The sequence below is a fragment of the Akkermansiaceae bacterium genome (assembly GCA_017798145.1).
Taxonomy (GTDB): Bacteria; Verrucomicrobiota; Verrucomicrobiia; order Verrucomicrobiales; family Akkermansiaceae; genus Luteolibacter.
Genome location: CP059069.1, coordinates 1,455,772 through 1,479,958, shown reverse-complemented (window position 1 = coordinate 1,479,958; position 24,187 = coordinate 1,455,772). Strand labels below are relative to the sequence as shown.

Genomic DNA, 24,187 nt, shown 5'->3' with positions numbered 1-24,187 from the left:
TGGAAGAGGAAGCGCGGCTGCAAGCAGATGAGGTGACGGGATGCGGATGCGACCACCTCTGCGACGCCTCGATGTTGGCTGCGGTTCCCACGATCCGTTTTAACCGTTGAAATTCCAACCGGATCCGGCAATCTCGGTTCATGAAGGTTGAAAAGGTGAAATACGTGCTGTGGGCGGCGGACTGGGAGCGGTGCCTGGCGTTTTATGAAAACCTATTCGGCGGGGTCGTCTCCTTCCGCATGGAGGTATGGAGCGAGATCGTCATCGCCGGCGCAACCATCGGCGTCCACGGCGGTGGCGAGGGCAAGAGGACGTGGACGGGGCTGTCCTTCCAGGTGGATGATCTGCGCGCGGGGATCGTCAGGCTCAAGGATTGCGGTGGAGACCTCGCGGCCGAGCCGAACGACACCGAGGAGGATCCGCTCCACCTCGCGATGTGCATCGATACGGAGGGGAACGAGTTCATGATGACGATGAAGAGGTAATCGGGGAGTGGGCGTAAGCCCGGCTCGGATGGGATCGGCTCCACCGGTGGCGAGGGCGGACACCGTGGTTTCGACGAATAGGGGCGTCGGGTGAACGCGGATCGCATCCCATCGGTTTCTGAATTTGCGTTCAGGGCTTTGACCGCAGGTGCTCGATGGCGGCCTCGAGCTCGGCCAAGGTGACGGTTTCGATGACCTGTGCTTGCCCGATTTCCGAGAGGGTGACGAAGCGGATCCTTCCGGATTTGAATTTCTTATCGCGGGCGAGACGATCCATGACGGTGGCGGTCGGGATGGATTCCGGGATGGTGAGCGGGAGCTTGAAATGCTGGAGCAGGGTGATGATTTCCTGCGAGGCTTCGGGTGCGAGGCCTGAGTGTTTTTCGGAGATGTGAAGGGCGGCGCGGATGCCGAGCGCGATGGCCTCGCCGTGTAGCATTTCGCCGTAGGGGAGGGATGCTTCGATGCCGTGGCCGATGGTGTGGCCGAAGTTTAGGAGTGCGCGGATGTCCTTGGTCTCGTATTCGTCAGCCTCGACGATGCGCGCCTTGATCGCGATGTTGTGGGCGAGGAGTTCGGCGGGGACTTCGCGTTTTTCCGGATCGATGGCGAGGAGATCGGCGAGCATGTGGGCGTCGCGGATTGCGGCGTGCTTAACCGCCTCGGCGAAGCCTTCGTGGAACTCGCGGGCGGGGAGGGTGCGGAGCGTTTCGGGATCGACGATGACGAGCTTGGGCTGGTGGAAGGCACCGAGCAGGTTTTTCCCCTCGGCGACGTTCACCCCGGTTTTCCCCCCGACGGATGAATCCACCTGTGAGACGATGGTGGTGGGGATCTGTACAAAAGGGATGCCGCGGTAGAAGATGGATGCGACGAAGCCGGCGAGGTCGCCGACGACACCGCCGCCCAGGGCGATGATCAGCGAGCGGCGGTCGTGGCTGGCGCGGATCATTTCCCGGCAGATGTTTTCCGCATGGGTGAGGGATTTCGAGGCTTCGCCTGACGGGACTGTGTGGAGGGTGGGTTTCGTGCCGGAGAATCCGGCAAGCAGGGTTTCGGCGTGATGGGAGGCGACGGTCGCATCCGAGATGATGGCCGCACGCAGGCCGGAAAGCTTGTGTTCGGCGAGCAGATCGGCTGTTTTCCCAAGCAGGCCTTCCCCTACGATGACAGGATAGGAGCGGTCGGCGAGATCGACATGGACGGTGGGCATGGGGAAACTTCAAATTTCAACATTCAAACTTCAAGGAAGAACGGAAGGCTTGAGGCGGCGGTCAGCCACTTTTTCCAAGATAGGTGTTGCGTTTTTCGTGGGCTGGGGAAAGATCCTGCCAGAAACCTGACAAAAAAAGGTAACAAGCTAAGGATTATGCTTCCAGACAATTCGCCGTTTTCACCCGACCAGCGCAAGGCGCTGGATTCATTGCTTGCCGGATTTGATGCGCTGCAGCGCGGATGGCTCAGCGGGTTCCTAGCCGCCGGATCGGCCGCGCCCGCCGTGGCGGCGGCTCCTGTTTCCGCAGGGAAGCTCACGGTGCTTTATGGGACGGAGAGCGGGAATTCCGAGGAGTTGGCCGATCGCGCCATGAAAGAGGCGAAGAAAAAGGGCTTCAAGGCGGTGATGAAGAACATGGCGGATCTCGCTCCCAAGGATCTGGAAAAGGAAGAGAACCTGCTGGTGATCGTATCAACCTGGGGAGATGGGGAGGCACCGGAGACTGCGGTATCCTTCCACAAGGATTTCATGGCAGCGGATCTCAAGCTGGGCAAGGTGAAGTTCAGCGTCTGCGCGCTCGGCGACACTTCCTACGAAAAATTCTGCGAGATCGGGAAGCAGTTCGATTCCCGTCTGGAGAAACTCGGCGCAACGCGGATCGCCCCCAGGGTCGATTGCGATGTGGACTATGAGGATGCGTATGCGGGTTGGTTCGATGCGGCGATGAAGGCGCTCGGCCCTGCTGCCGCAGCCCCCCTGGAGGAATTGCAGCCGCTGCTTTCCGGCGGTGTGGAGTATGGGAAGAAGAACCCGTTCCCCTCCGAGGTGATCGACAACCTGTTGCTCAACGGCGAAGGCTCCGCGAAGGAGACGATCCATGTGGAGCTATCGCTCGATGGCAGCGGCATGGGCTACGAGCCCGGCGACGCGCTGGCCGTGCAGCCGACGAACTGCCCGTCCATGGTGAAAGACATCCTCGCTGCCGCGAAACTCACCGGCACCGAGGAAATCGAGGTCAAAGGCGCCGGGAAAAAGCTTTTGGCGGACGCGCTGCGTGAGGATTTCGACATCACCGCGCTCTCCAAGGCGGTGCTCAAGAAGCTCGCCGAGGCATCCGGTTCCGCAACGCTTGCCGCACTGCTTGAGGACGACGCCAAGGAAAGGCTCCACGAGTACATCAACGGCCGGGAGATCATCGACGCGCTCATCGACTACGCCCCCAAGGGGCTTTCCGCCGAGTCGCTGGCGGGCATTTTCCGCAAGCTGCCGATCCGCCTGTATTCGATCGCATCGAGCCAGCTTGCGCATCCGGACGAGGTGCATCTGACCGTCGCCGCCGTGAGGTATGAAACGCACGGCCGCTTGAGGAAAGGCGTATGCTCGACCTATCTCGCCGATGTCGCGAAGGCCGGGCAGAAGGTTTCGGTCTTCGTCCAGCCGAACAAGAATTTCCGCCTCCCCGCCGATGGCGGCACGCCCATCATCATGGTCGGGCCGGGCACGGGGATCGCACCGTTCCGCTCCTTCGTGGAGCACCGCGCGGCTCTCGGGGCGAGCGGGAAAAATTGGCTTTTCTTCGGCGACCAGCGCTACACCTACGACTTCCTCTATCAGCTCGAATGGCAGGATTTCCTGAAAAACGGTCATCTCACCAAGCTCGACCTCGCATTTTCCCGCGATCAGCCCGAGAAGGTCTACGTGCAGGACAAGATGCTCGAAAAGGGAGCGGAGCTCTATGCCTGGCTCGAGGAAGGCGCACACTTCTATGTCTGCGGCGACGCCAGCCGCATGGCCGCCGATGTCCACGAGGCGCTCATCTCCATCGTGAAAAACTACGGCGCGAAAAGCCGCGAAGAGGCCGAGGCCTACGTCGAGGGCCTCAAGAAATCGAAACGCTACCAACGCGACGTTTACTGAATTCCAAATCCCTAATTCCAAATCTCATTTCCAATGTCCGAACAAAAACTAGCGGCCAACGAAGGCATCAAGATCCGCAGCAACTACCTCCGGGGAACCATCGAGGAAGGTCTCGCCGACCTGTCCACCGGTTCCATGGCCGAGGACGATCAGCAGCTCCTGAAATTCCACGGTACCTACCAGCAGGACGACCGCGACCTGCGCCCGAACCGCCGCAAGCACAAGCTTGAGAAGGCTTACAGCTTCATGATCCGCATCCGCGTGCCGGGTGGGGTCGCTACGCCGCAGCAGTGGCTGGAGACGGATCGCATGGCCACTCAGTTTGCCAACAGCACGATCAAGCTGACCACCCGGCAGGCGTTCCAGTTCCACGGCATCATCAAGTCGAATCTGAAACGCACGATCGCGGAGATCAACCAGGCGGCGATGGATACGATCGCGGCCTGCGGCGACGTGAACCGCAACGTGATGTGCAACCCGAACCCATATCTCTCCTCCGTCCACGCGGAGGTGCTGAGAATTTCGCAGGGAATATCCGAGCACCTAACGCCCGCCACCCGCGCCTACCATGAGATCTGGCTGGATGGCGAAAAAGTCGAGAGCAGCGAGGAAGAGGTCGAGCCGATCTACGGCAAGACCTACCTGCCGCGGAAATTCAAGATCACCGTCGCCGTCCCGCCGTCCAACGATGTGGATATCTATGCGAATTGCCTTTCCTTCATCGCCATCGTCGAAGAAGGCAAGCTCGTTGGTTTCAACGTCGCCGTCGGCGGCGGCATGGGCATGACCCACGGCGATGAGAAAACCTACCCGCGCCTCGCGGATGTGATCGGCTTCTGCGCGCCGGAACAGGTGAACGACGTTGCCGAAAAGGTGGTGATCCTCCAGCGCGACCACGGCTGCCGCACCGAGCGCAAGCACGCGCGCATGAAATACACCGTCGATGACCATGGCCCGGAGTGGATCCTTGCGAAGCTCAACGAATACCTCGGCTACGAGCTCGGGCCTGTCCGGGATTTCAAATTCGAGGACAACGGGGACCGCTTCGGTTGGGTCGAGGGCACCAACGGCAAGCACAACCTCACCCTCTTCATCCAGGGCGGGCGCGTGCTTGATACGCCTTCCTATCCGATGCGCACCGGCCTGCGCGAGATCGCCAAGGTTCACGACGGCGACTTCCGCCTCACCGCGAACCAGAACCTGATGATCGCGAATGTCTCGCCGGAGAAACGCCCGGAGATCGAGAAGCTCCTCGAGCAATACGGCATGAAGGACAGTCACGAGAAAAGCGGCCTGCGGCTCAACTCGCTTGCCTGCGTCGCCCTGCCGACCTGCGGCCTTTCCCTCGCGGAAGCAGAAAGATACCTCCCGGATCTCCTCACTGAGCTTGAGGAAGTGATCGAGGAAGCTGGACTGCGCCACGATGCGATCACCATCCGCATGACCGGCTGCCCTAACGGCTGCGCGCGCCCCTACATTTCCGAGATCGGATTCGTCGGCCGCTCACCGGGTTGCTACAACGTCTATCTCGGCGGTGGCTTTGCGGGGCAGCGTCTGTCGAAGCTCTATCGCGAGAATTTTCCCGGAAACGAGATCAAGGATCTTCTGGCTCCCATCATCCGCCGTTACGCGAAGGAACGCAACGAAGGCGAACGCTTCGGGGATTTCTGCATCCGCACGGGATACGTCGCCGCCACCGAGCAAGGCCAGGATTTCCACAAGAACGTGAAGGAAGAGGCCGTCAGCGCCTGACCAAATCGCCATGCAAGCACTAAAATTCCATGCGGAGCCGGATTTCGACCCCGCGAGCCTGTCCGCCGAGATTGCGCCGATGCGCGCCGGGGAGCGGGTGCGCCTGCTGCACGGGCGGCTCGGGGACCACCTCGTCGCCACCACCAGCTTTGGCCTGCAGGCTGCGGTGATGCTTCATCTCATCCATGAGAATGCTCCGGAAATCCCGGTCGTGTTCATCGACACCGGTTTCCTTTTTCCGGAGACATACCAGTACGCCGAGCAGCTTTGCACCATCATGCCCAAGCTCGACCTCCGCGTCTATCAGCCATCGGTTTCCGCCGCCCGGATGCAGTCCTTGTGGGGAAATCTCTGGGAAGGCTCCGCAGAAGACCAGGAGCGCTACGGCATGCTCACCAAGATCGAGCCGATGAACCGCGCCCTGCGCGAGCTCGGCGCGGATGTCTGGCTGAGCGGGCTGCGCCGCTCGCAGTCGAAGACCCGCAGCGACCGCCCCTTCGTCGAGCAGCAGAAAAAAACCCTCAAAGCCTATCCCATCCTCGACTGGGCGGATGCCCAGGTGGATCTCTATCTCCAGCAGCACGATCTCCCGCGCCACCCGCTCTCCGAAAAAGGCTACCTGACCATGGGCGATTGGCACAGCACACGCCCTGCGGAAAACGGCTCCGCCGAAGGCACCCGCTTCAACGGTGAGAAATTCGAGTGCGGCCTGCACCTCGATTCCGGCACTTCCGACTTCCAGATCTGACGCACCCGTATTTCCTCGCGCGCTGCGCCCTTTCATGCCAGCGTCCTGCCGTATCATGTCGGAAGATCTCATGCCCACGGACGGCACCTGCGGATATTGCGGGCATCATCTCGATTCCAGGGTGTATTTTTGCCCGGGCTGCGCCAAGCCCCACCGCTCCATCGAGCTTGGCCTGACGCCTTCCATGCCGAAGTTCGAGAACATCGAGACACGGCTGCGGACCGGTGCGCCGGATGTCTGGACGGTGTTCTTCGCATTCCTCTCCGCGATGATGGTGTCCGCCTTCATCGGCCTGGCCATCTGGGGCAAGGACAACCTCGGCCCGGTCATGCTGTTGGTGCAGCTGGCGATTTTCGTCACCACCGCATTCGCCCTGGTCAGGTATTGGGCGGACGTGCGGCCCTTGCTGGCTGTCACGGGCTTCGGGAAAACCGCAGCTTGGGCGGGGCTGGCACTGCTCATCCCCATGTTGGCCCTGAACTATGGGTATCACAGTGTTTTGGTGGCGTTGCTCGACATCGAAATGGAGGACTATGGCAGCTTCTTCGGCTCCAGGGCGGGTGCCATCCTTTTCATTTGCGTCATGCCCGCCGTCGTTGAGGAGATCGCGTTCCGTGGCATCATCCAGCATCGCTTCGAATCGGTCGTCGGGCCATGGGTCGCGATTGCGGCCTCATCGGTGCTTTTCTCCGCCGCGCACATGTCCATCCTGTCCGGCCCATACCTTGCGGGACTGGGTGCGCTTTTGGGCTGGATGAAGTGGAAAAGCGGCAGCCTGTACCCGCCTATGCTCGCCCATTTCGCCCATAATTTGGTTGTTATCAGCCTTTTCGACACCTAGCCTCCGCACCCATGGGAAATGGCGAGCAGCTTGTCATGCAGTTGGTGATAGGCCTTGTCATGGGCGGCATCACGGCAGCCATCGCATCCTCCAAGGGTCGCAACACGGTGGGCTGGTTTTTCCTGGGGTTTTTCTTCGGCTGCATTTCGCTCATCATCATACTCTGCCTCTCGAACCTCAAGGAAGAGCAGGCGAAGTGGAGCGCGAACGAGATCGAGCAACGCCGCCTGCGCGAGCAGCTCAGGCAGGAGCAGTTGAAGAACGACGCGCTGCGCCAGCACACCATCGCCCGGCTGGACCTGCATGACGAGAAGCTGGGCATGGATACCCGCAGCGCGGCCCCCGGACTGAACCTGGGGAACCTGCCCAAGCCGGTGCTGCTGACCGGCAACAGCCCGGCGGTGCCGCCGCCCGGATACCCGGCGCAAGGCTGGTATGCGAACGAAGGCGGGCAGCAGGGCGGGCCATACACATTCGCATTGCTCAACTCACGCGCCAGGCAGGGCAGCCTTTCGCCCGATACCCTGGTATGGGTGGAGGGTATGGCGGATTGGCAGCCGGCTGGGACAATCCCCAACCTTTTCCCGGCATGAACGCCAAGCCGACCGCAGGCACATACCGTCTGGACGGGATGCTCCAGGCACCCTTGCCGCAGGATGAGCGCATGATTGCGGACATCAGGGCATGGGTGAAATCGGCCGGCGACGCCGGCCTGCTTTTCCATCTGGGCATTGAGGGTGGCTCATTCTCCCTCGTCGCCGATCCCACCCCCCGGAAAACCTCGGGACTCAAGGGAAGCGAGCTCGGCGCGGCGCTTTCCGAAGGGATCAACGCTCTGCTGGAGCTCATCCCGCAGGCGGCGGTTTCCGCTGCGTTCTCGACGGTGCGCAGCGAGGAGTTCAGGGCTGGCAGTGCGGTGCAATCGCTCTACGCGATCGGTATGGACGGACGGGTGGCCGTGGAGAGGAGGACGGTGGAAGCAGCAACGGAAGATGCCCCGCCGGAGATCACCCCCGCATCCCTGCGACGTGCATTTTTCCCGGCCGCCATCGGGCTGCTCCTGCTGCTTTTCGTCTCCACCTTTTTCATCGACTACCGCAAGACCTTCCTCAGCGCCCGAGACCGGCTTGCGCCGCTCAGCAAGGAGGAGCTCATCCTCCAACGCGGCTTTTCAGGGGATTACATCACCTTCAGGCTCGTGGCGGTGGACAACGGCAAGAACGCCCTTGTCTTCCATCTGGCGCGTGGCAGCGCCTGGGAGGTAGCGATGCAAGCCAAGCCCGGCGATGCCGCCCAGGGCGATTGGAAAGAGTTCTCAACCCTGATGGCGATCCATTCCGGGCGTTTCCGAATCGAGCTTTACGGCAAGGAAAAGCAACTGCTCGGCAGCCGGGAGATCGATACCAGGGAGCTGCTCATGGAGGAGTCCATGGAAGTGGCCGTTTTCGTGAAATCCGAGCAGAGGATCGCCAGTGCCGTTCTTCGGCCTTAGGCTTAGGCGGAGTGGCGGAAAGTGATTTCTGAGCGAGGTGATCGCCGCCTCGGAGCCCAGATTTCTTTCGCTGGGCGGTTGCAAAGCGCTGCGGCGGTTGGCAGGTTTTGGTGACGGACATGGTTACGAATTTGGCGGCATACAGGTTTGTGGAGCTGGCGGGCTTGAAGGAGTTGCGCGAGGAATTGATCGCGCTGTGCAAGGGGGTGGGGCTCAAGGGGACGATTTTGCTGAGCGTGGAGGGCATCAACCTATTCGTGGCGGGCTCGGGTGACGCGGTGAGGAGGCTGATGGGTCGGCTGCGTGAAATCCCAGGGCTGGGGGATTTCGAGGGAAAAACCAGCGAGAGCGAGGATCAGCCGTTCCGGAGGATGCTGGTGAGGATCAAGAAAGAGATCATTTCCTTCGGGGTGGAGGGTGTGGAGCCGGGGAAACGGACTTCGCCCAAGCTTTCCGCAAAGGAACTCAAGCGGTGGCTGGATGAGGGGCGCAAGGTGACGCTGCTGGATACGCGGAACGATTATGAGGTGAAACTCGGGACCTTCGCAGGTGCGGTGGTGCCGGATATCAAGACCTTCCGGGAGTTTCCGAAAGCTGTCCGGGAGCTTCCCGAGGAAATGAAGCATGAGACGGTGGTGATGTTTTGCACCGGAGGGATCCGCTGTGAGAAGGCGGGGCCGTTCATGGAGATGGAGGGCTTCAAGAACATCTATCAGCTCGATGGGGGGATCCTGAAATATTTCGAGGAATGCGGTGGGGATCACTACGACGGGGAGTGCTTTGTGTTCGACCAGCGGGTGGGGGTGGATCCGGCGTTAAGGGAGACGGATACGGCGGTGTGCTATGCGTGCCAGGCACCGCTGGATGCGGAGGATCAGGAGGATGTGAGGTATGTAGCGGGGAAAACCTGCCCGTATTGCTTTGTGGCGGAGCCGGAGAAAATGGCGGAGCGGATCGCGCTGTCGCAGGCGAAGCTGGATGCGGTGTGCGAGGTTTTGCCGGGATCGGTGGCGCAGGAGAACAGGAGGCCGGTGAATGTTTCCGCGAGGTATGACAGATGGACGCTGGGGGATATGCTGGTGGATCAGTTCCCGCAGGTTGCGCGCGGGGAATGGGCGGAGCGGTGTGATGCGGGGCGCTTCGTGAGCTATGGCGGGAAGGTGCGGGGGATGGATCATTTGGTGCGCGCGGGGGAGAGGATCCTGCAGGTTTTCCCGCCCGAGGTGGAGCCTGAGGTGGCGAAGGGGATCCGGATTGTTTGGGACGATGAGGCGGTGGTGGTGGTGGAAAAACCCGCGCCGCTGCCGATGCACGCGAGCGGGAGGTATCACCGGAACACGCTGCAATTTTTGGTGAACCAAGTGTATGAGCCGAAGTATCTGAGGCCGGTTCACAGGCTGGATGCGAATACGCGTGGTCTTGTGCTATTTGCACGAACCCGGCATTTCTGCCGGCTCCTGCAGCGGCAGTTCCTGGAGGGGAAGGTGGAGAAGATCTATCGTGTGCGGGTGCATGGGCATCCGGGGTGGGAGGTGAAAACGTGCGAGTCCGCGATTTCGGCGAAGCCGGTGGGGCCGGGTGGCCGGATGGTGGATGACGAGGACGGCCTGGCGGCGAGCACGGATTTTTCCGTGAAGGAGAGATGTGCGGACGGTACGGCCTGGCTGGAGGCGAGGCTGGGCAGCGGGCGGACGAACCAGATCCGGGTGCATCTGTGGGAGATGGGTTTTCCTGTGGTGGGTGATCCGTGTTATCTGTTAGGTCGGGAAATGGGCGGCAAGCAGACGCTGGAGGTGGGGGATGCGCCGATGGAGCTGGAGGCCTGGAAATTGGTTTTCACGCATCCGGTGAGCGGGAAGAGGATGGAGTTTGTGAACGGGTTCAGACACGGTGAAGATTGAACTAAACATTCCATGGCTCGCCGGGGTTTCGCGGAGGAAGCGTTGGCTGCTCGGGGTTTCCGGGGGAATGGATTCGATGGCGCTGTTGCATTTGCTCAAGGAGGGCGGCTTCCGTGATGTGGTGGTCTGCCATCTGGATCACGGGTTACGCGGCAGGGAATCGACGGGGGATGCGCGGTTTGTGAAGAGGGTGGCGGAGGGGATGGGTTACGCGGTGGAAATGGGGAAGGCGGATGTGCGCGGCATGATCAAGGAGGGCGGCGGCTCCCTGGAAACGGTTGCGAGGCTGGCGAGGCATGGTTTTTTCGGGGAGTGCGGGAAGAGGCATCGTTGCGGGCGTTTGCTGCTGGCGCACCATGCGGATGATCAGGCGGAAACGGTTTTGTGGAACCTGATGCGCGGGTCGCACGGGTGCCGGGGGATGAGGGAGGCTGCGGAAATCGGGATGGGCGGGCGGAGGATGGAGGTGGTGAGACCGCTGCTCCGGGTGCGGAAGGCGGAGATGCGGGATTGGATGCTGTCCCATGGTTTCAAATGGCGTGAGGATGCGAGCAATGCGGAATGCGATGTGGTGAGGAACCGAATCAGGATCGAGGTGCTGCCCTTGCTCGGCGAGATCGCCGGGCGCGATGTTTCACCGATGCTGGCAAGGGCGGCGGAGGCGGCGGAGGGTTTGCGCGTGATCGCGGGCTGGGCGGCGGAGCGGGCGGACGCGCTGGATCCGCAGGGACGCTTGCATCTCGGGGTTTTCCGAGGTTTGCCCGAGGTTTTGCAGGCCGAGGTGATGGCGGTTTTCCTCAAGCGCAATGGCGTGGGGGGGATCAGCTCGGACCTGGTGGCCAGGGGTGTCGGGCTGGCCGGTTCGGATGCCTCTCCGAGCTTGAATCTTCCCGGTGGTGGCAGGCTGCGCAGGCGGGCGGGGAGGATTTTCGTGGATGTGGGTTGAGCCGGGGCTTGCCACCGGCATGGGGATGGGGGCAACTTCCTCCCATGGTGCAGAGCGAGACGGATGCAGGGAAGGTGAGGCGCTGGAGCGGCTATGTTTGTCCGGATTGCCGTTTCGTGTTCCGCGTCCCGCGGGATCACGATGGCGAGGGGATCATCTGCCCATCGTGCCGCCGCATGCTGCGCATTCCGGGTGAGGGCGATTCAACCGCCCCGCTGATGGCGCCTCTACAGAAGATCGCTTTTGCGGAGAGTGAGCCGGATCCGCGCGGCGAGAAGCGGACAAGATCCAAGAGGAAGAAAAAGCAGAGGGAGGCGGAAGAGCAGGGCTGGGACGCGAGTTCCGGAAAATGGCGCGCGAGCAGAAAGAAAGGCAAACGCACCGTGCAGACGGTGGCGGTGTTTGCGGGTTCCATCCTGGCGGTTTTCGGCTGTGTTTTCCTCCTCGTGAAAGCCAGCGAGCAGGATGATGGCGAAGCGGCGGACATCCCGGAATGGGGTGAACGCGACGATTTCGATGATCTGGTCAAGGCTCCGCTGATCCTGCCCGATGCGGAGCTCGCCGATCCGGTGGAGCTGCCTGCGGTGATGAAACGCAGCGAGACGGAGTTCCTCGCGCTCGCCGAGCCGCTCGCCGAGCGTTTTTTCGCCGCGAAGAGCATAGCGGAAATCCTGCCTCTCGTTCACAATCCGGAGCAAGTTGTGGAAAAGATACGCGCCCATTATCCGGGCGGGGTGCTGGAGCCGGTGGGTATCTCCAAATTCAATTCCTCCGGACGCGTTAGCTACAGGTCGAACTTTGCGGCGGTGAGCATCACGACGGAGGATTTCGAGCAAAAGCAGCTTGCCTTCATCGAGGGTGCGGACGGCCTGAAGATCGACTGGGAGAGCTGGGCCGGATGGTCGGAGATGCCATGGGATGAGATCATGGCGCAGAAACCGTCCAAGCCCGTGCTGGTGAGGGCGAAGCTGAAATGGGTGGACTACTACAACTTCGGATTTGCGGATGAGTCGAAGTGGCGCTCCTACCGGCTCACCTCGCCGGATGGTGTGGCGACGCTCTACGGCTACGCGGAGCGGAACTCGCTGCTCGACCAGAGATTGCGCCCCGGCGAGCAGGCTGTGACCGTCGCGGTGATGGTGAAAATCCGCTTTCCGGAGGATGCGAAATCGGCCAACCAGGTGATCATCGAGGAGTATGTCGCGGACGGTTGGGTGGTTGCGGAGTGAGTTTGCCCGGGGCTGAGCGTATGCGTCACCTGATCTCGTCCGGCCACGGGTGGTCTTCGCGGGTGGTCCATGCGGGACGCCTGTTGCTTTCGATCTCCTTGTCGAGTTCAAGCATCCGGGTTGTCATTTCCCCCACGATTTCCTTGTTTGTGGCGGAGAGGTCTTTCTTCTCGCCCATGTCCTTGGTGATGTTGAAGAGCATGGGTTCCCGCTTCTTGCCCGCAGGGTTGAGCAGCAATTTCCAGCCGTCCTTGCGCAGGCCGATCAGTTCGCCGTTGGCGGTGTAATAGATGAATTCGTGGCGGGCGGACGGGGATTGCCCGGTGATGGTGGGCGAAAGGTTGATGCCATCGATTGGCTTCCCGTTTTCCGGGAGGGGAATATCCGTCATCGCGGCCAGCGTAGGGAGCAGATCCATGGACGTGACGAGCTCGTCCGAGACCGTGCCAGCCGGGATGCGCCCAGGAGCCCACATGATGCATGGCACACGCTGCCCGCCCTCGAAGGGCGTGCCTTTCCCCTCGCGGAGAGGGTCGGCGTTGCCGCCGTGGTTCTTGAACCTGATCCACGGGCCGTTATCGCTGGTGAAAATGATGATGGTTTCCTTGTCCAAGCCCTCTTCCCTCACCTTCGCCATGATGCGGCCGATCTCCGCGTCGATGTGTTCGATGGTGCAGGTGTAGGCGTTGGCCGGATCTGGATCGAGGACATCCTCCGGGACAAAGAGCGGGATGTGCGGCATGGAGTGGGGGAGGTAGATGAAGAAAGGCTTTTCCTTGTTCGCATCGATGAAGCCGATGGCGCGTTCGGTGTAGCGGCGGGTGATGGTGCGCTGGTCGGCGGGCAGCTCGATGATCGTCTCGTTCTCCACGAGGGGCGTGTGCCAGAGTTTCACGGATTCCGACTGGTTTTCCCAGCTTTCGTCACTCGCGGGGCTCGCCTTGCCCTTGTTGTCCGGGTGGTTCATGTCGTTCGAGTAGGGTATGCCGTAGTAGGAGCCGAATCCTAGTACACGCGGAAGCGTCTCCGGGTAGTGGCCGAGGTGCCATTTGCCGATGGCGGTGGTGGCGTAACCGGCGGATGAGAAGTGGTCGGCGAGAGTGTATTCGTCCGGGTTGATGCCCTTTCTGCTCTGCGGAAAAAGGACATGCTTTTCCATGTCAACCCGCTTCGGGTAGCAGCCGGTCAGCAGCGCGGCGCGCGACGGGGAGCATACGGAGGAAGGCACCATGAAACTGGTGAAGCGTTTCCCCTCCGAGGCGAGGCGGTCGAGGTTGGGGGTCTTGATCTTCTCCGATCCGTAGCAGGAAAGGTCGTTGTAGCCCATGTCGTCGACGAAGATGAGGATCACGTTGGGTTTGCGTGCGGCGGCCGTGGCGGGGACTGCCAGCATGGCAGCCAGCGCCATGAGGATGGTGAGGGATTTGGATGGTTTCATGGGATCTGTTGAAGTCAACGGAACGGATGGGACAGATACGCACGGGAAAACGATGACCTTGCGGCTTTCGGATTCTGAAATTAGCCTTGACTAAATTTATTAGCTTAAGCTTCTTTAGGTTCTCATGAAAAACATTGCGTCTATGACGATAACGGTTTTTGGCCGCTGCGGCGGGGGGAGCCATGGCAGCGGGGCAAGGGGGGCATCTGCGGCCTTTGAGCACGGATCGCCCGGACACGACGGAGAGCCCGCAAACGGTGGATGCCGGGCATTTCAAATTCGCAATGGAGAGCGCTTCGATAAGCGGGGATGGCGGGCAAAGTTCCTACGGGATCGGCGAGCTCAACATGAAGTATGGCATGACAAAGGCCTTACGACTCGATGGCGGGGTGCGCGTGAGCCTGGGCAAAGACGCGGAGGATTACTCTCCCTTCCTTGGTTTCATCACGAAACTCTGAGCAAATATTTAGGCGCGGCTAATTTTTTACATTGAAACAAACAATAACGTATCAAGACTATGAATCACAGGATGCTTCAGGGAAAATTCACTAAGATTAAGTTCGTTGGCCTTGCGGGAGCGATGGCGCTCCTGGTTGGCTTCGGCTCCGCTTCCTGCTCCGAAAATGGCGGCGGGGAAACGGCGGGCAAGAAGCGTGTGGTCACCAGCTTCACGATCATCGCCGACATGGCGCGGGAGGTGGCTGGCGATGCGGCGATCGTGGAATCCATCACCAAGCCCGGCGCGGAGATCCATGGCTACGACCCGACGCCAAAGGACATCGTCAAGGCGCAGCAGGCGGATCTGGTGCTTTGGAACGGGATGAACCTGGAGCTGTGGTTTGAGAAATTCTTCGCCAACGTCAAGGATGTGCCCGGAGCGGTGCTCACGGAAGGAATTTCCCCGATTGGGATTTCCGAAGGGCCATACACTGGGAAGCCGAATCCTCATGCGTGGATGTCGCCATCGAATGCGGTGATCTATGTGGAGAACATCCGCAAGGCGCTGGTGGAGATGGATCCTGCGAATGCGGAAACCTACAACGCAAACGCGGCGGATTACACCACGCGCATCAAGGCAGTCGGCGGGCCGGTGCGTGAAAAGCTTGCGGCCATCCCGGAGGCGCAGCGCTGGCTGGTGACGAGCGAAGGTGCGTTTTCCTATCTGTGCGAGGACTTGGGCCTGCGCCAGCTCTATCTGTGGCCCATCAATGCGGATGCGCAGGGGACTCCACAGCAGGTGCGGAAGGTGATCGACGCGGTGCGCGAAAATGAGATCCCGGTGATTTTTTCGGAAAGCACCGTGAGTGACAAGCCAGCTCGGCAAGTGGCACAGGAAACCGGTGCGCGCTACGGCGGCGTGCTGTATGTTGACTCGCTCACGGCGGCGGACGGCCCGGCTCCGAGCTATCTGAAGCTGCTGGAGACAAATGCGGAAACGATTTTGAAAGGATTCACGGAAAGCCAATGAACGATGATTCAGATAACGTCTCCCTTGAAGTGGAGGGTGTCTCCGTGATCTATCCGAACGGGCACCAGGCACTCAAGGAGGCCAGCTTCCGCCTCGGGGCTGGCACGATCTGTGCGCTTGTCGGCGTGAACGGCAGCGGGAAATCGACCCTGTTCAAGAGCATCATGGGATTTGTGAACCCCACCTCGGGCAGCGTCCGCATCAACGGGATGCCGGTGCGGGAATCGCTCAAAAAACATGCTGTCGCATACGTCCCGCAGTCAGAGGATGTGGACTGGCAGTTCCCCGTCAGCGTCAGGGATGTGGTGATGATGGGCCGCTATGGCGCGATGAATTTCCTGCGCATCCCGCGTGCAATCGACAAAAGCAAGGTCGAGGAAAGCCTCAGGCGCGTCTCGATGTGGGAGTTCCGCGATCGTCAGATCGGCGAGCTGAGCGGCGGGCAGAAGAAACGTGTCTTCCTCGCCCGGGCCCTGGCACAGGGCGGCCAGGTGATCCTGTTAGATGAGCCGTTCACGGGGGTGGATGTGAAAACGGAGGATGCGATCATCGCCCTGCTCCAAGAACTACGTGAAGCGGGTTGCATCATTTTTGTCTCTACGCACAACCTCGGCAGCGTTCCGGAATTCTGTGATCAGGTGGTGCTCATCAACCGCACCGTGCTGGCCTACGGGGCGACTGCAGATGTTTTCACCGCGCAAAATCTCGCCATGGCCTTCGGCGGGGTGCTGCGGGAATTCCAGTTCGAGCAATCGACGATCCAAGAGCACGACGGGAGGCAGGTGCGCGTGCTTTCCGATGACGAGAGGCCGCTGGTCTTCGGCAAGGACGGACACCTTGAATACATGGACCGCGAGAAGCACGGCGAGCTTCTCCGCGAACGCTCCGAGGAAAATGACTGAGCTTTTCCACGAACTTCTGGTTCCATTCCAATACGACTACATGCTGCGCGCCATCTGGGTCAGCGCACTGGTCGGCGGCACCTGCGGTTTCCTTTCCTCCTTTGTTACTCTGAAAGGCTGGTCGCTGATGGGCGATGCTCTCTCCCATGCAGTGGTGCCGGGGGTGGCTGTCGCTTACATCATCGGCGTGCCCTTCGCGCTCGGCGCATTCATCGCTGGCATCCTCGCGGCGGGGGCGATGGCCTTCATCCGCGCCCAGAGCCGGATCCGCGAGGACGCGACGATAGGCATCGTCTTCACCGCCTTCTTCGCTCTCGGGCTGGTATTGATTACCCTGTTTCCGGCTGGGGTGGATCTTAAAGCCATCATCTATGGAAATATTTTGGGTATTGCCAGTGAGGACATCGTGCAGGTGGTCGGGATCAGCGTGGTGACCCTGATCGTGCTTGGGCTGAAATGGCGGGATCTCATGCTCTTCTGCTTTGATCCGAATCAGGCGAGGACGCTCGGCCTGAATGCCGGTGCCCTTCACCTCACATTGCTCGCCTTGCTGGCGGCGACCTCTGTGGCTGCGCTTCAGGCAGTCGGTGCCATCCTGGTTTTGGCGATGCTGGTGACACCGGGCGCGACGGCCTACCTCCTAACAGATCGCTTCGGGAAAATGCTGTGGATTTCCGCCGGGCTGGGTGTCGCCACCTCTCTGGCCGGTGCCTACGCCAGCTATTTTCTCAACGGCGCCACCGGTGGTTGTATCGTCACCCTCCAGACGCTTGTTTTTCTAACAGCTTTCGTTTTCGCTCCGAAGCAAGGCATCCTCGCCGCCCGCCGCGCTTTGCACAAGGGTGCGGTGAAATCCTCTCCCATCCAGCTGCCATGAGCGATTTCCTGGAGCCTTTCCGTTACCCTTTCATGCAGGACGCCCTGCTTGTCGGCGGGCTGGTCGGAGCGATGTGTGCGCTGCTTTCCTGTTTCCTGATACTGAAAGGCTGGTCGTTGATGGGCGATGCTGTCTCGCACTCCGTCCTGCCCGGCATCGTCCTCGCCTACATCGCAGGCATCCCGTTGGCGATCGGTGCGTTCCTCGCCGGGTTGTTTTGCGCGACGAGCACCGGCTTTGTGAAACGCAACAGCCGCATCAAGGAAGACACAGCCATGGGAGTGGTTTTCACCGGCCTGTTCGCATTCGGACTGGTGCTGTTCAGCAAGACGCCCTCGGATCTCCACCTCGATCATATACTTTTCGGAAACATCCTCGGGATCACAAGATTCCAGTTTTGGGAAACGATGGGAATGGGCGGCGCGGTGATGCTGGTGACGCTGCTGCTGAGAAAAGACCTGCTGCTGATCTGCTTCGACCCCGGCCAGGCGCGGGTGATGGCGCTGCCCGATCGCTTCCTGAACTACCTGCTGCTCGGCTTGCTCGCTCTGGCCATCGTCGTCGCGCTGCAGGCGGTCGGGATTATCCTGGTTGTTGCGATGCTTGTCACGCCGGGTTGCGTGGCGCACCTGTGGACGGATCGCTTTGACCGCATGTTGGCCATCGCCTGCGTGTCCGCAGTGATCGCCACGGTGATGGGGATCCTCATCAGCTACCACATCGATGCGTCCACAGGTGGCTGCATCGTCCTCGTTCAGGCATCATTCTTTTTCGTCTCCCTGCTCTTCGCTCCCAAATACGGGATCATTGCGCGGAGGCGGAAAGGCTAGGGATCAAGCACCCATTTGTTCCCTGATTGTTGCCAACGCCTCGGAGGCGCTTGGGTCATCGGGGTGGATTTCGAGGAATTTCTCGAAGTTTGAGAGTGCCTCCTCGAGACGACCTTTCTCGGCGAGGATCATGCCTTGCTCGTAAAGGGCGATCATCATTTCCGGCTCTGCGGAAACTGCTTTTGTGAGAGCCTCCAGAGCGGCGTCCTTATCCCCGCTAACTCGGAGGATGTGGCCGAGTGCGTAGTTTGCGCGGGAGTCATCGGGGGCGAGCGAGACGGCTTTCTCCGCAGCGGCCTGCGCTTCGTTGGCCTTGCCTGCCTGCATGAGGGCGAGGGCGTAGGCGGAGTGGATTTCCGGGCGCTCGGGGGCGGCGAGGAAAGCGGATTCGTAGTGGCGGAGGGCGTTGTTGAGATCGCCTGCGGATACTGCTTCGGCCGCTTTCATGAGGAATTCATCGGCTTCGCTGAGGCCGAGCTCCTTGAGTTTTTCGGTAGCTTTTGCGGCATCTTCCTTGCGGCCGAGGGCGCTGAGCACCATGACATAGAGCTGCCAGGTCTCGGGGTCTGAGGGGTTTTCCGTGAGGGAGTTTTCCGCTGCCGAGAGGGCGGAGGTGAGATCGCCGGACTGGATCGCATCCACTGCGGCGTTGTAGAATTCGATGCTGGGTTCGCTCATGTGAGCGCAAGGATATCTCCGGGAGCAACGAATCCAAGGCCGGAATCAATGCTGTGTTTTCAGCCCTCCACCGACTTGACCTTGACGGATGCCTTGTCGGTGAAGTCCTTGATCCTGATATCGCCGATGGGTGGCACGTCCTTGATTGCGAAGGTCACGGTGTAATTGGTGAATTTTCCGTTGGGTGCCTCAACCAGATCCGCAGCCGCATGTTCCAGCACCTTGCAGCTTGCGGCAGGGATCTCATGGGATGCCTTCGGATCGGGTGCGTCCGCGAAAAGGCCGTCGGAATGCTGGTTGTTGACCCATTTCCCCATGTCCTCGGCGGTCGTCCCTTCGGCGAAGAGAAACAGCTTCGCAGAAATGGCAAATTTCGTATCCCTGTTGTCGATGCGGACTAGCAGGATCGCGTGTTGCTGCGCAAATTCGTAAAATCGAAGGGTGTCGCGGAAGCCTATCATCGAGTCGCTCACCTCGGTTTTCGTGGCGCCGTCGCCGCCCGCGTCGAGTATCGTTTCTGCGGAAAGGCAGGCGGTGCAGAGAAGGGAGGAGAGTAGGATGCTTGTGAGTTTCATATGTCTTGAGAAATTTTATTTGTAGTAGGATACCGGCCTCGGCTTCACACCGAGTTTCTCGTAATTGAATCCGTTGGAGAGGGGAGTATAATCTCCGATGTAGTCGATCTTGCTGTCCGGGGAAATTTCTTTTTCCATCCCGATGCACCAGTAAACCCCATTGACGAGGAGACGGCGCAGGCCGGGATTTTCAAAATCCGTTCCGCTGCCCATGGTTGAGTGGAGGACGCGGGCTTTCTTGCTATCCGTGGTGGTCCAATGCTTAGTCCATACGACGGGGAGGGGTTCCTTCTCGGGGTTGTCGGCGCCGCCCTGCTCGCGGCCGATGAGCGGTTGTCCCATGACCAGGGCGGTGCAGCCCTCGGGGAGGCCGGTGCCTTCTTTGAAGGTGCGATAGACGTCGGTGAGCCCCCAGATGTCCTTCACTCCTGTTAGAATGGGATGGTCTTTCTGCTCAGGGACAATATCGCCCCTTGTGGAATCTCGCGACCAATTCCCGTGGTGGTTCATGAAAGCGCCACCGACGATCTCGCCGAAGGACACCTGCTTCCCATCGATCTCGTAGGGCAGCCTGCCGATGAACCCGTGGTTCGCGGTGCGCAGCGCGATGAAGGGCTTTCCGGAGTCGAGGTAGGTGACGATGTTTTTGAGCTGATCCTCGGGCAAGGTCAGCATCCTATTGAAAAAGATCACCAGATCCGCGTCGGCGAGTTTTTCGGTGCCGGGGATGCTGTGGGTTTTGAAATCGGCTTCCTTTCCCTTTTCCGGATGGACCGGCATGGTGGGATCGACCAGGCCGTCTCCGTTCAGGCAAAAAAGCACGGTGGTATCGAAGCCATGGTGGGTGGATAAGATTCGCGCCAGCATCGGCATCGCCTGCTCGCTGCGGTATTCCTGATCTGCGGCGATGAGGACGATGTGTTTGCCTTTTCCGGGGCCTTCGCCGCCTTCGTAGGTGAGCCATTTCGCATCCTCGGCCGTGGCGATTCCGCTGCAGAGCAATGGGATGCGTATGTATTTCAGGAAACTGGGCGGGAAGTTGATTCTCATGGTGTTGGGAAACCAATAAGCCATCGCCGTCCCCTATGCAAACAGTAGATGGCAGCCACCGGATGCATTTCCAGGTGTATGACGATCGGAAGGCATCGATGGCTTCTAGCGTTTGCGACGCAGCAGACCGAGTGCTGTCAACGAGAGCAACAGGGTGGCAGAAGGCTCCGGGACGGCCGCGATGTCGCCGTTGAGCACGAAGGCCTGCAGGGATTTATGGTGGCCGAATCCCGAGCCGGTGGCACTGATGAAGGCGGTGTATGTCTCGCTGGTGCCCAATGAGGGTAGCGAGGATAGGTCGAGCGTCCTCTGATACTCAACACTGGGATAGCCCTGATCCCCGCCGAGATCGATGGTGCCGAGTGTTCCGCTGCTGCTCCCAACGAGCCGAAACGCCATCTGGCCCTGCTTGCTTCCCGTGGTGTTATTTCCTCCGCTTCCATTTGCGAGGCGCATGTCGAAAACGATGGATGTCAGGTCGATCGACGAGGTCGAACCGTCGAGAACAAGCGCGAAGCTCGTCACCCATCCGCCGGCGGTCATGTTCTGGTTCACATCGAGTTCCCCATCTGTGGCAGAGTGAAATCCCACGGCAGTCGTTCCGTCATCCGCATCGAAGAATGATAGCGAAGCCGCGGGGGCGATGATGCCGTTGACTGTGTCCCAGGAGCCGAATGTCGCCGTGTTTCCGGTTTTCTGTGCATCCCCGACATCGGCGAATGCATCGGCGAGAACGATCGCGCCAGGAAGCGTGTGGGCTGTGAGAAGCAGGGAGAAAAAAACGGGCGTGGATAAGTGTCTTAGGGGTTTCATCGGCTGGTGCTGTGATCTTTGGGTTTTTCCTATGATCTACCTGGAAAAAATCGCACCCATAGAATCATGATGGCAGAAGTGGGCAAGTATTTATTTCTCGGTGTGCAAATTTCCTATGTGGCGCAACGCATTATCGGGCACCATTTTTTCCATTTTGCCGATATTCGTTTGCGATAAGTGACAAAAAACCTCGTGCGCCTGAGTAAACCGGAATTCACTATCAAAGCCGTTACATGCACACAACTCAGATGAATCCACACGCTCCCGTCAAACGCTCCGTCCCATTCCATGCAATCCTGGCAAGCCTCTGCGCGCTGCTCGCAAGTGCGCAGCTGGCCACCCTTACCGCAGCGGTAGAGCACAAGGCGGACGTCGTCGTCTATGGCGATGCCTCCGGTGGCGTGACGGCGGCGGTGCAGGCGGCGCGGATGGGGAAAAAGGTGATCCTTGTTTCCCAATACGGCCACCTCGGCGGGCTGACCACCAGCGGGCTGGGCTGGACGGACATCGGCAATACCGCGATCCTCGGAGGGATTTCCCGCGAGTTCTACCACGCGGCATACAAGCACTACGAAAACGATGCCTCATGGAAACAGGAGGCACGCGCTGATTTCAAGAACGAGGGGCAGGGCACGAAGGCGCTCAACCCCGAGAGCGAACTCGCCTCGGTCTTCGAACCGAAGGTCGCGGAGGCGATTTTCGACGGCATGGTCGCGAAAGCCGGGGTGGAGATCGTGAAAGGCCGGCTCGATCTCGGGAAGGATGTCGAGAAATCCGAAGGGCGAATCATCCGCATCATGCTTGAGGGCGGGGCAAGCGTATCCGGGAAAATGTTCATCGACGCATCCTATGAGGGCGACCTGCTGGCCAAGGCCGGGGTGTCGTTCATGATCGGCAGGGAACCGAACAAGCTCTACGGCGAAAGCGGCAACGGCATCACCGGGCCATCGAAGAAAAACCAGCTCCCCGAGGGCATCGATCCCTACGTGGTGAAAGGCGATGCGGCCAGCGGCCTGCTTCCCGGCGTGAACCCCGGCATGGGAGGAGAACAAGGCGACGGTGATGCGAAGCTCCAGGCCTACTGCTACCGCATGGTGCTGACCGATGCGGAGGACAACCGGGTCGCCATCGAAAAGCCGGCGGGCTATGACGAGAAGGATTACGAGTTGCTGTTCCGCGCCATCGAGGCCGGGCAGAAATGGGGTTTCTTCAAGCTCTCCCTGATGCCAAACCGCAAGACCGATTCGAACAACAACGGCGGCATCTCCACGGATTTCATCGGCGAAAACTACGGGGACGGCTGGGACTGGTCCACCCTCGGCCACAAGGAGCGCGAGGCCTTGGCCGCGAAGCACCGCAACTGGCAGCTCGGGCTGGTTTGGACGCTCCAGCACCATGAGCGCGTGCCGGAGGCGATCCGCAAGAGCCACGCACCTTGGGGGCTGCCCAAGGACGAGTTCACCGACAACGGCCACTGGCCCTACAACCTCTACGTCCGCGAGGCGCGGCGGATGAAATCCGATTTCGTGATGACCGAGAACCACTGCAAGCTGAAGCTGCCGGTCGAGGATCCGGTCGGGCAGGGGGCATACACGCTCGACTCGCACAACACCCAGCGCTTTGTCCACAACGGCATGGTGATGAACGAGGGCGACATACAGACCTACCTCAGCGGCAAACCCTATGGGATTTCCTACCGCTCCATCGTCCCGAAAAAATCCGAGTGCGAGAACCTGCTGGTGCCCTGGGCGCTTTCCTCCACACACATCGCCTTCGGGTCGATCCGGATGGAGCCGGTGTTCATGATCCTGGGCCAGAGCGCCGCGACGGCGGCCTGCATGGCGATAGACGCCGGCATTCCCGTCCAGGACGTGCCTTATGGAAAACTCAAGGAGCGCCTCGTCGCGGACGGACAGAAACTGGATTGAGACCATGAAAATACCTGCATACCCATGGATGGCGTTCTGGATCGCGCTCTCCTGCTCCGCACAGGCGGATCCGGTGAGCGATTTCCATGACGAAAAAGTGATCACGAAAATCGCCTTCGGCTCCTGCATGGATCCGAGCAAAGGCGGCACTCCCATGTTCGGGGCCATCCTCAAGCACTCTCCGGACACGTTCGTTTTCCTCGGCGACAACATCTATGGCGACACCGAGGACATGGATCTGCTGAAGAAAAAATGGAACGAACTCGCCGAGTCCGATGGCTTCGGCAAGCTCCGCGAAAACACCGAGATCCTCGCGACGTGGGACGATCACGACTACGGGGTGAACGATGGCGGGAAATCCTATCGCATGCGAGACGAGTCCCAGAAGATTTTCCTCGATTTCTTCCAGGATGCGGAGACCTCCCCGAGGCGCAAGCGCGCCGGTGTCTATGCTTCCTACACCTATGGGGCGCCCGGAAAAACCTGCCAGATCCTGCTGCTCGACACCCGCTATTTCCGCGACGAGCTGCCTCGGGCGAAAAGCCCGGTGAAAAAGGGTGCGGTCGGCTGGTACGAACCGACCGCAGACACCTCGAAGACGCTTCTGGGCGAGGCGCAATGGCAATGGCTGGAAGAGCAACTCCAGGTCACTGCCGATGTCCGCATCATCGCCAGCAGCATCCAGATCCTGGCTCATGAAAAGGGCATGGAGAACTGGGGCAATGTGCCGCACGAAAGGCAGCGGCTCACCGATCTGCTCAAAAAGCACAAGGCGCACCATAGCTTCGCGATCTCCGGGGATGTCCACTTCGCCGAGCTGTCGAAATCGGATCTCGGAACCTACCCGTTTTACGATCTCACCAGCAGCGGCCTGACCAACACCAGCAAGGGCTGGGGCCGCCGCAAAAACCCTTTCCGCGTCGGCGAATCGCATCCCGTGATCAATGCCGGGCTCATCGAGATCGATTGGGAAGGCAAGACCCTCGAACTGGGCATCATCGACAAGGACGGGGAAAAAATCCTCCGCCAGCCGCTCAGGTTTTCCGATCTCGAATTCCGCTAGGCTAGGAAGGGCGATCGGGCTCGGGTCGGCATGATATG

At 60.3% G+C, this 24,187-nt stretch carries 23 protein-coding genes; 17 read left to right on the top strand and 6 right to left on the bottom strand.

From position 1 onward, the window contains the following. Window positions 1-140: 140 nt before the first annotated feature. The gene (locus HZ994_06355; protein ID QTN31965.1) at window positions 141-485 is read left to right on the top strand and encodes a glyoxalase; all 345 of its coding nucleotides are present in this window, start codon (window positions 141-143) and stop codon (window positions 483-485) included. A 130-nt stretch (window positions 486-615) separates the two neighbouring features. On the opposite strand, the gene aroB is transcribed toward HZ994_06355, so the two are convergent. After that, entirely contained in the window at window positions 616-1,698 is a 1,083-nt protein-coding gene (gene aroB / locus HZ994_06350; GenBank protein ID QTN31964.1) for a 3-dehydroquinate synthase, read from the bottom strand. Between the two features lie 156 nt (window positions 1,699-1,854). Here aroB and HZ994_06345 point away from each other — a divergent pair, with 156 nt between their 5' ends. The 9 genes from HZ994_06345 to HZ994_06305 all read left to right on the top strand — a co-directional run bounded on the left by HZ994_06345 (window position 1,855) and on the right by HZ994_06305 (window position 12,527). Beyond that, window positions 1,855-3,618, top strand: coding sequence for an assimilatory sulfite reductase (NADPH) flavoprotein subunit (locus tag HZ994_06345; protein QTN31963.1), 1,764 nt, complete (start codon window positions 1,855-1,857; stop codon window positions 3,616-3,618). Between the two features lie 33 nt (window positions 3,619-3,651). After that, window positions 3,652-5,370 (top strand): NADPH-dependent assimilatory sulfite reductase hemoprotein subunit, encoded by a 1,719-nt coding sequence (locus HZ994_06340; protein QTN31962.1) that lies wholly within the window; start codon window positions 3,652-3,654, stop codon window positions 5,368-5,370. 10 nt (window positions 5,371-5,380) lie between these two features. Further along, a complete protein-coding gene (locus tag HZ994_06335; GenBank protein ID QTN31961.1) occupies window positions 5,381-6,118 on the top strand; it encodes a phosphoadenylyl-sulfate reductase in 738 nt (245 codons plus the stop codon). A gap of 55 nt (window positions 6,119-6,173) precedes the next feature. Next, on the top strand, window positions 6,174-6,959 hold the full coding sequence (locus HZ994_06330) for a CPBP family intramembrane metalloprotease (GenBank protein QTN31960.1): 786 nt from the start codon (window positions 6,174-6,176) through the stop codon (window positions 6,957-6,959). Window positions 6,960-6,970: 11 nt separating this feature from the next. Next, window positions 6,971-7,552, top strand: coding sequence for a DUF4339 domain-containing protein (locus HZ994_06325; GenBank protein ID QTN31959.1), 582 nt, complete (start codon window positions 6,971-6,973; stop codon window positions 7,550-7,552). Next, on the top strand, window positions 7,549-8,451 hold the full coding sequence (locus HZ994_06320) for a hypothetical protein (GenBank protein QTN31958.1): 903 nt from the start codon (window positions 7,549-7,551) through the stop codon (window positions 8,449-8,451). The genes HZ994_06325 and HZ994_06320 overlap by 4 nt, the downstream gene beginning before the upstream one ends. A gap of 119 nt (window positions 8,452-8,570) precedes the next feature. Beyond that, a complete protein-coding gene (locus HZ994_06315; GenBank protein ID QTN31957.1) occupies window positions 8,571-10,352 on the top strand; it encodes a pseudouridine synthase in 1,782 nt (593 codons plus the stop codon). Beyond that, window positions 10,342-11,298 (top strand): tRNA lysidine(34) synthetase TilS, encoded by a 957-nt coding sequence (gene tilS / locus HZ994_06310; protein QTN31956.1) that lies wholly within the window; start codon window positions 10,342-10,344, stop codon window positions 11,296-11,298. Before HZ994_06315 ends, tilS begins: the two co-directional genes overlap by 11 nt. A 44-nt stretch (window positions 11,299-11,342) precedes the next feature. Then, complete coding sequence (locus HZ994_06305; GenBank protein QTN31955.1) at window positions 11,343-12,527, top strand: hypothetical protein; 1,185 nt, start codon at window positions 11,343-11,345, stop codon at window positions 12,525-12,527. A gap of 25 nt (window positions 12,528-12,552) precedes the next feature. On the opposite strand, the gene HZ994_06300 is transcribed toward HZ994_06305, so the two are convergent. Beyond that, window positions 12,553-13,965, bottom strand: coding sequence for a sulfatase (locus HZ994_06300; GenBank protein ID QTN31954.1), 1,413 nt, complete (start codon window positions 13,963-13,965; stop codon window positions 12,553-12,555). 215 nt (window positions 13,966-14,180) lie between these two features. Between HZ994_06300 and HZ994_06295 the strand changes: the two genes are divergently transcribed. The 5 genes from HZ994_06295 (at window position 14,181) to HZ994_06275 (ending at window position 18,042) form a co-directional block, all read left to right on the top strand. Next, window positions 14,181-14,423: a hypothetical protein gene (locus HZ994_06295; GenBank protein ID QTN30770.1), complete on the top strand. Its 243-nt coding sequence runs from the start codon at window positions 14,181-14,183 to the stop codon at window positions 14,421-14,423. A gap of 122 nt (window positions 14,424-14,545) precedes the next feature. After that, window positions 14,546-15,433, top strand: a complete 888-nt coding sequence (locus HZ994_06290) for a metal ABC transporter substrate-binding protein (protein QTN31953.1) — start codon at window positions 14,546-14,548, stop codon at window positions 15,431-15,433. Continuing rightward, the gene (locus HZ994_06285) at window positions 15,430-16,335 is read left to right on the top strand and encodes an ATP-binding cassette domain-containing protein (GenBank protein ID QTN31952.1); all 906 of its coding nucleotides are present in this window, start codon (window positions 15,430-15,432) and stop codon (window positions 16,333-16,335) included. Before HZ994_06290 ends, HZ994_06285 begins: the two co-directional genes overlap by 4 nt. Then, the gene (locus HZ994_06280) at window positions 16,328-17,212 is read left to right on the top strand and encodes a metal ABC transporter permease (protein ID QTN31951.1); all 885 of its coding nucleotides are present in this window, start codon (window positions 16,328-16,330) and stop codon (window positions 17,210-17,212) included. Before HZ994_06285 ends, HZ994_06280 begins: the two co-directional genes overlap by 8 nt. Beyond that, on the top strand, window positions 17,209-18,042 hold the full coding sequence (locus tag HZ994_06275) for a metal ABC transporter permease (GenBank protein ID QTN31950.1): 834 nt from the start codon (window positions 17,209-17,211) through the stop codon (window positions 18,040-18,042). The genes HZ994_06280 and HZ994_06275 overlap by 4 nt, the downstream gene beginning before the upstream one ends. Before the next feature lie 3 nt (window positions 18,043-18,045). Here HZ994_06275 and HZ994_06270 read toward each other — a convergent pair whose 3' ends face one another. The 4 genes from HZ994_06270 to HZ994_06255 all read right to left on the bottom strand — a co-directional run bounded on the left by HZ994_06270 (window position 18,046) and on the right by HZ994_06255 (window position 21,158). Further along, entirely contained in the window at window positions 18,046-18,720 is a 675-nt protein-coding gene (locus tag HZ994_06270) for a tetratricopeptide repeat protein (protein QTN31949.1), read from the bottom strand. A gap of 59 nt (window positions 18,721-18,779) precedes the next feature. Then, window positions 18,780-19,295, bottom strand: coding sequence for a hypothetical protein (locus tag HZ994_06265; protein QTN31948.1), 516 nt, complete (start codon window positions 19,293-19,295; stop codon window positions 18,780-18,782). A gap of 15 nt (window positions 19,296-19,310) precedes the next feature. Then, on the bottom strand, window positions 19,311-20,345 hold the full coding sequence (locus HZ994_06260; GenBank protein ID QTN31947.1) for a ThuA domain-containing protein: 1,035 nt from the start codon (window positions 20,343-20,345) through the stop codon (window positions 19,311-19,313). 105 nt (window positions 20,346-20,450) lie between these two features. Then, window positions 20,451-21,158 carry a PEP-CTERM sorting domain-containing protein gene (locus HZ994_06255; GenBank protein ID QTN31946.1) on the bottom strand — a complete coding sequence of 236 codons (708 nt, stop codon included), beginning with the start codon at window positions 21,156-21,158 and terminating at the stop codon, window positions 20,451-20,453. Window positions 21,159-21,406: 248 nt separating this feature from the next. On the opposite strand from HZ994_06255, the gene HZ994_06250 reads away from it, so the two are divergent. Further along, window positions 21,407-23,086, top strand: coding sequence for an FAD-dependent oxidoreductase (locus HZ994_06250; protein ID QTN31945.1), 1,680 nt, complete (start codon window positions 21,407-21,409; stop codon window positions 23,084-23,086). A 4-nt stretch (window positions 23,087-23,090) separates the two neighbouring features. Then, complete coding sequence (locus HZ994_06245) at window positions 23,091-24,149, top strand: alkaline phosphatase family protein (protein QTN31944.1); 1,059 nt, start codon at window positions 23,091-23,093, stop codon at window positions 24,147-24,149. The last annotated feature ends 38 nt before the right edge of the window (window positions 24,150-24,187 follow it).

Bases quoted from the DNA above. Each gene is read 5' to 3' on its own strand.
- HZ994_06355 (QTN31965.1), top strand. From the start codon at position 141: ATGAAGGTTGAAAAGGTGAAATACGTGCTGTGGGCGGCGGACTGGGAG.
- aroB (QTN31964.1), bottom strand. From the start codon at position 1,698: ATGCCCACCGTCCATGTCGATCTCGCCGACCGCTCCTATCCTGTCATC.
- HZ994_06345 (QTN31963.1), top strand. From the start codon at position 1,855: ATGCTTCCAGACAATTCGCCGTTTTCACCCGACCAGCGCAAGGCGCTG.
- HZ994_06340 (QTN31962.1), top strand. From the start codon at position 3,652: ATGTCCGAACAAAAACTAGCGGCCAACGAAGGCATCAAGATCCGCAGC.
- HZ994_06335 (QTN31961.1), top strand. From the start codon at position 5,381: ATGCAAGCACTAAAATTCCATGCGGAGCCGGATTTCGACCCCGCGAGC.
- HZ994_06330 (QTN31960.1), top strand. From the start codon at position 6,174: ATGTCGGAAGATCTCATGCCCACGGACGGCACCTGCGGATATTGCGGG.
- HZ994_06325 (QTN31959.1), top strand. From the start codon at position 6,971: ATGGGAAATGGCGAGCAGCTTGTCATGCAGTTGGTGATAGGCCTTGTC.
- HZ994_06320 (QTN31958.1), top strand. From the start codon at position 7,549: ATGAACGCCAAGCCGACCGCAGGCACATACCGTCTGGACGGGATGCTC.
- HZ994_06315 (QTN31957.1), top strand. From the start codon at position 8,571: ATGGTTACGAATTTGGCGGCATACAGGTTTGTGGAGCTGGCGGGCTTG.
- HZ994_06305 (QTN31955.1), top strand. From the start codon at position 11,343: ATGGTGCAGAGCGAGACGGATGCAGGGAAGGTGAGGCGCTGGAGCGGC.
- HZ994_06300 (QTN31954.1), bottom strand. From the start codon at position 13,965: ATGAAACCATCCAAATCCCTCACCATCCTCATGGCGCTGGCTGCCATG.
- HZ994_06290 (QTN31953.1), top strand. From the start codon at position 14,546: ATGGCGCTCCTGGTTGGCTTCGGCTCCGCTTCCTGCTCCGAAAATGGC.
- HZ994_06285 (QTN31952.1), top strand. From the start codon at position 15,430: ATGAACGATGATTCAGATAACGTCTCCCTTGAAGTGGAGGGTGTCTCC.
- HZ994_06280 (QTN31951.1), top strand. From the start codon at position 16,328: ATGACTGAGCTTTTCCACGAACTTCTGGTTCCATTCCAATACGACTAC.
- HZ994_06275 (QTN31950.1), top strand. From the start codon at position 17,209: ATGAGCGATTTCCTGGAGCCTTTCCGTTACCCTTTCATGCAGGACGCC.
- HZ994_06270 (QTN31949.1), bottom strand. From the start codon at position 18,720: ATGAGCGAACCCAGCATCGAATTCTACAACGCCGCAGTGGATGCGATC.
- HZ994_06265 (QTN31948.1), bottom strand. From the start codon at position 19,295: ATGAAACTCACAAGCATCCTACTCTCCTCCCTTCTCTGCACCGCCTGC.
- HZ994_06260 (QTN31947.1), bottom strand. From the start codon at position 20,345: ATGAGAATCAACTTCCCGCCCAGTTTCCTGAAATACATACGCATCCCA.
- HZ994_06255 (QTN31946.1), bottom strand. From the start codon at position 21,158: ATGAAACCCCTAAGACACTTATCCACGCCCGTTTTTTTCTCCCTGCTT.
- HZ994_06250 (QTN31945.1), top strand. From the start codon at position 21,407: ATGAATCCACACGCTCCCGTCAAACGCTCCGTCCCATTCCATGCAATC.
- HZ994_06245 (QTN31944.1), top strand. From the start codon at position 23,091: ATGAAAATACCTGCATACCCATGGATGGCGTTCTGGATCGCGCTCTCC.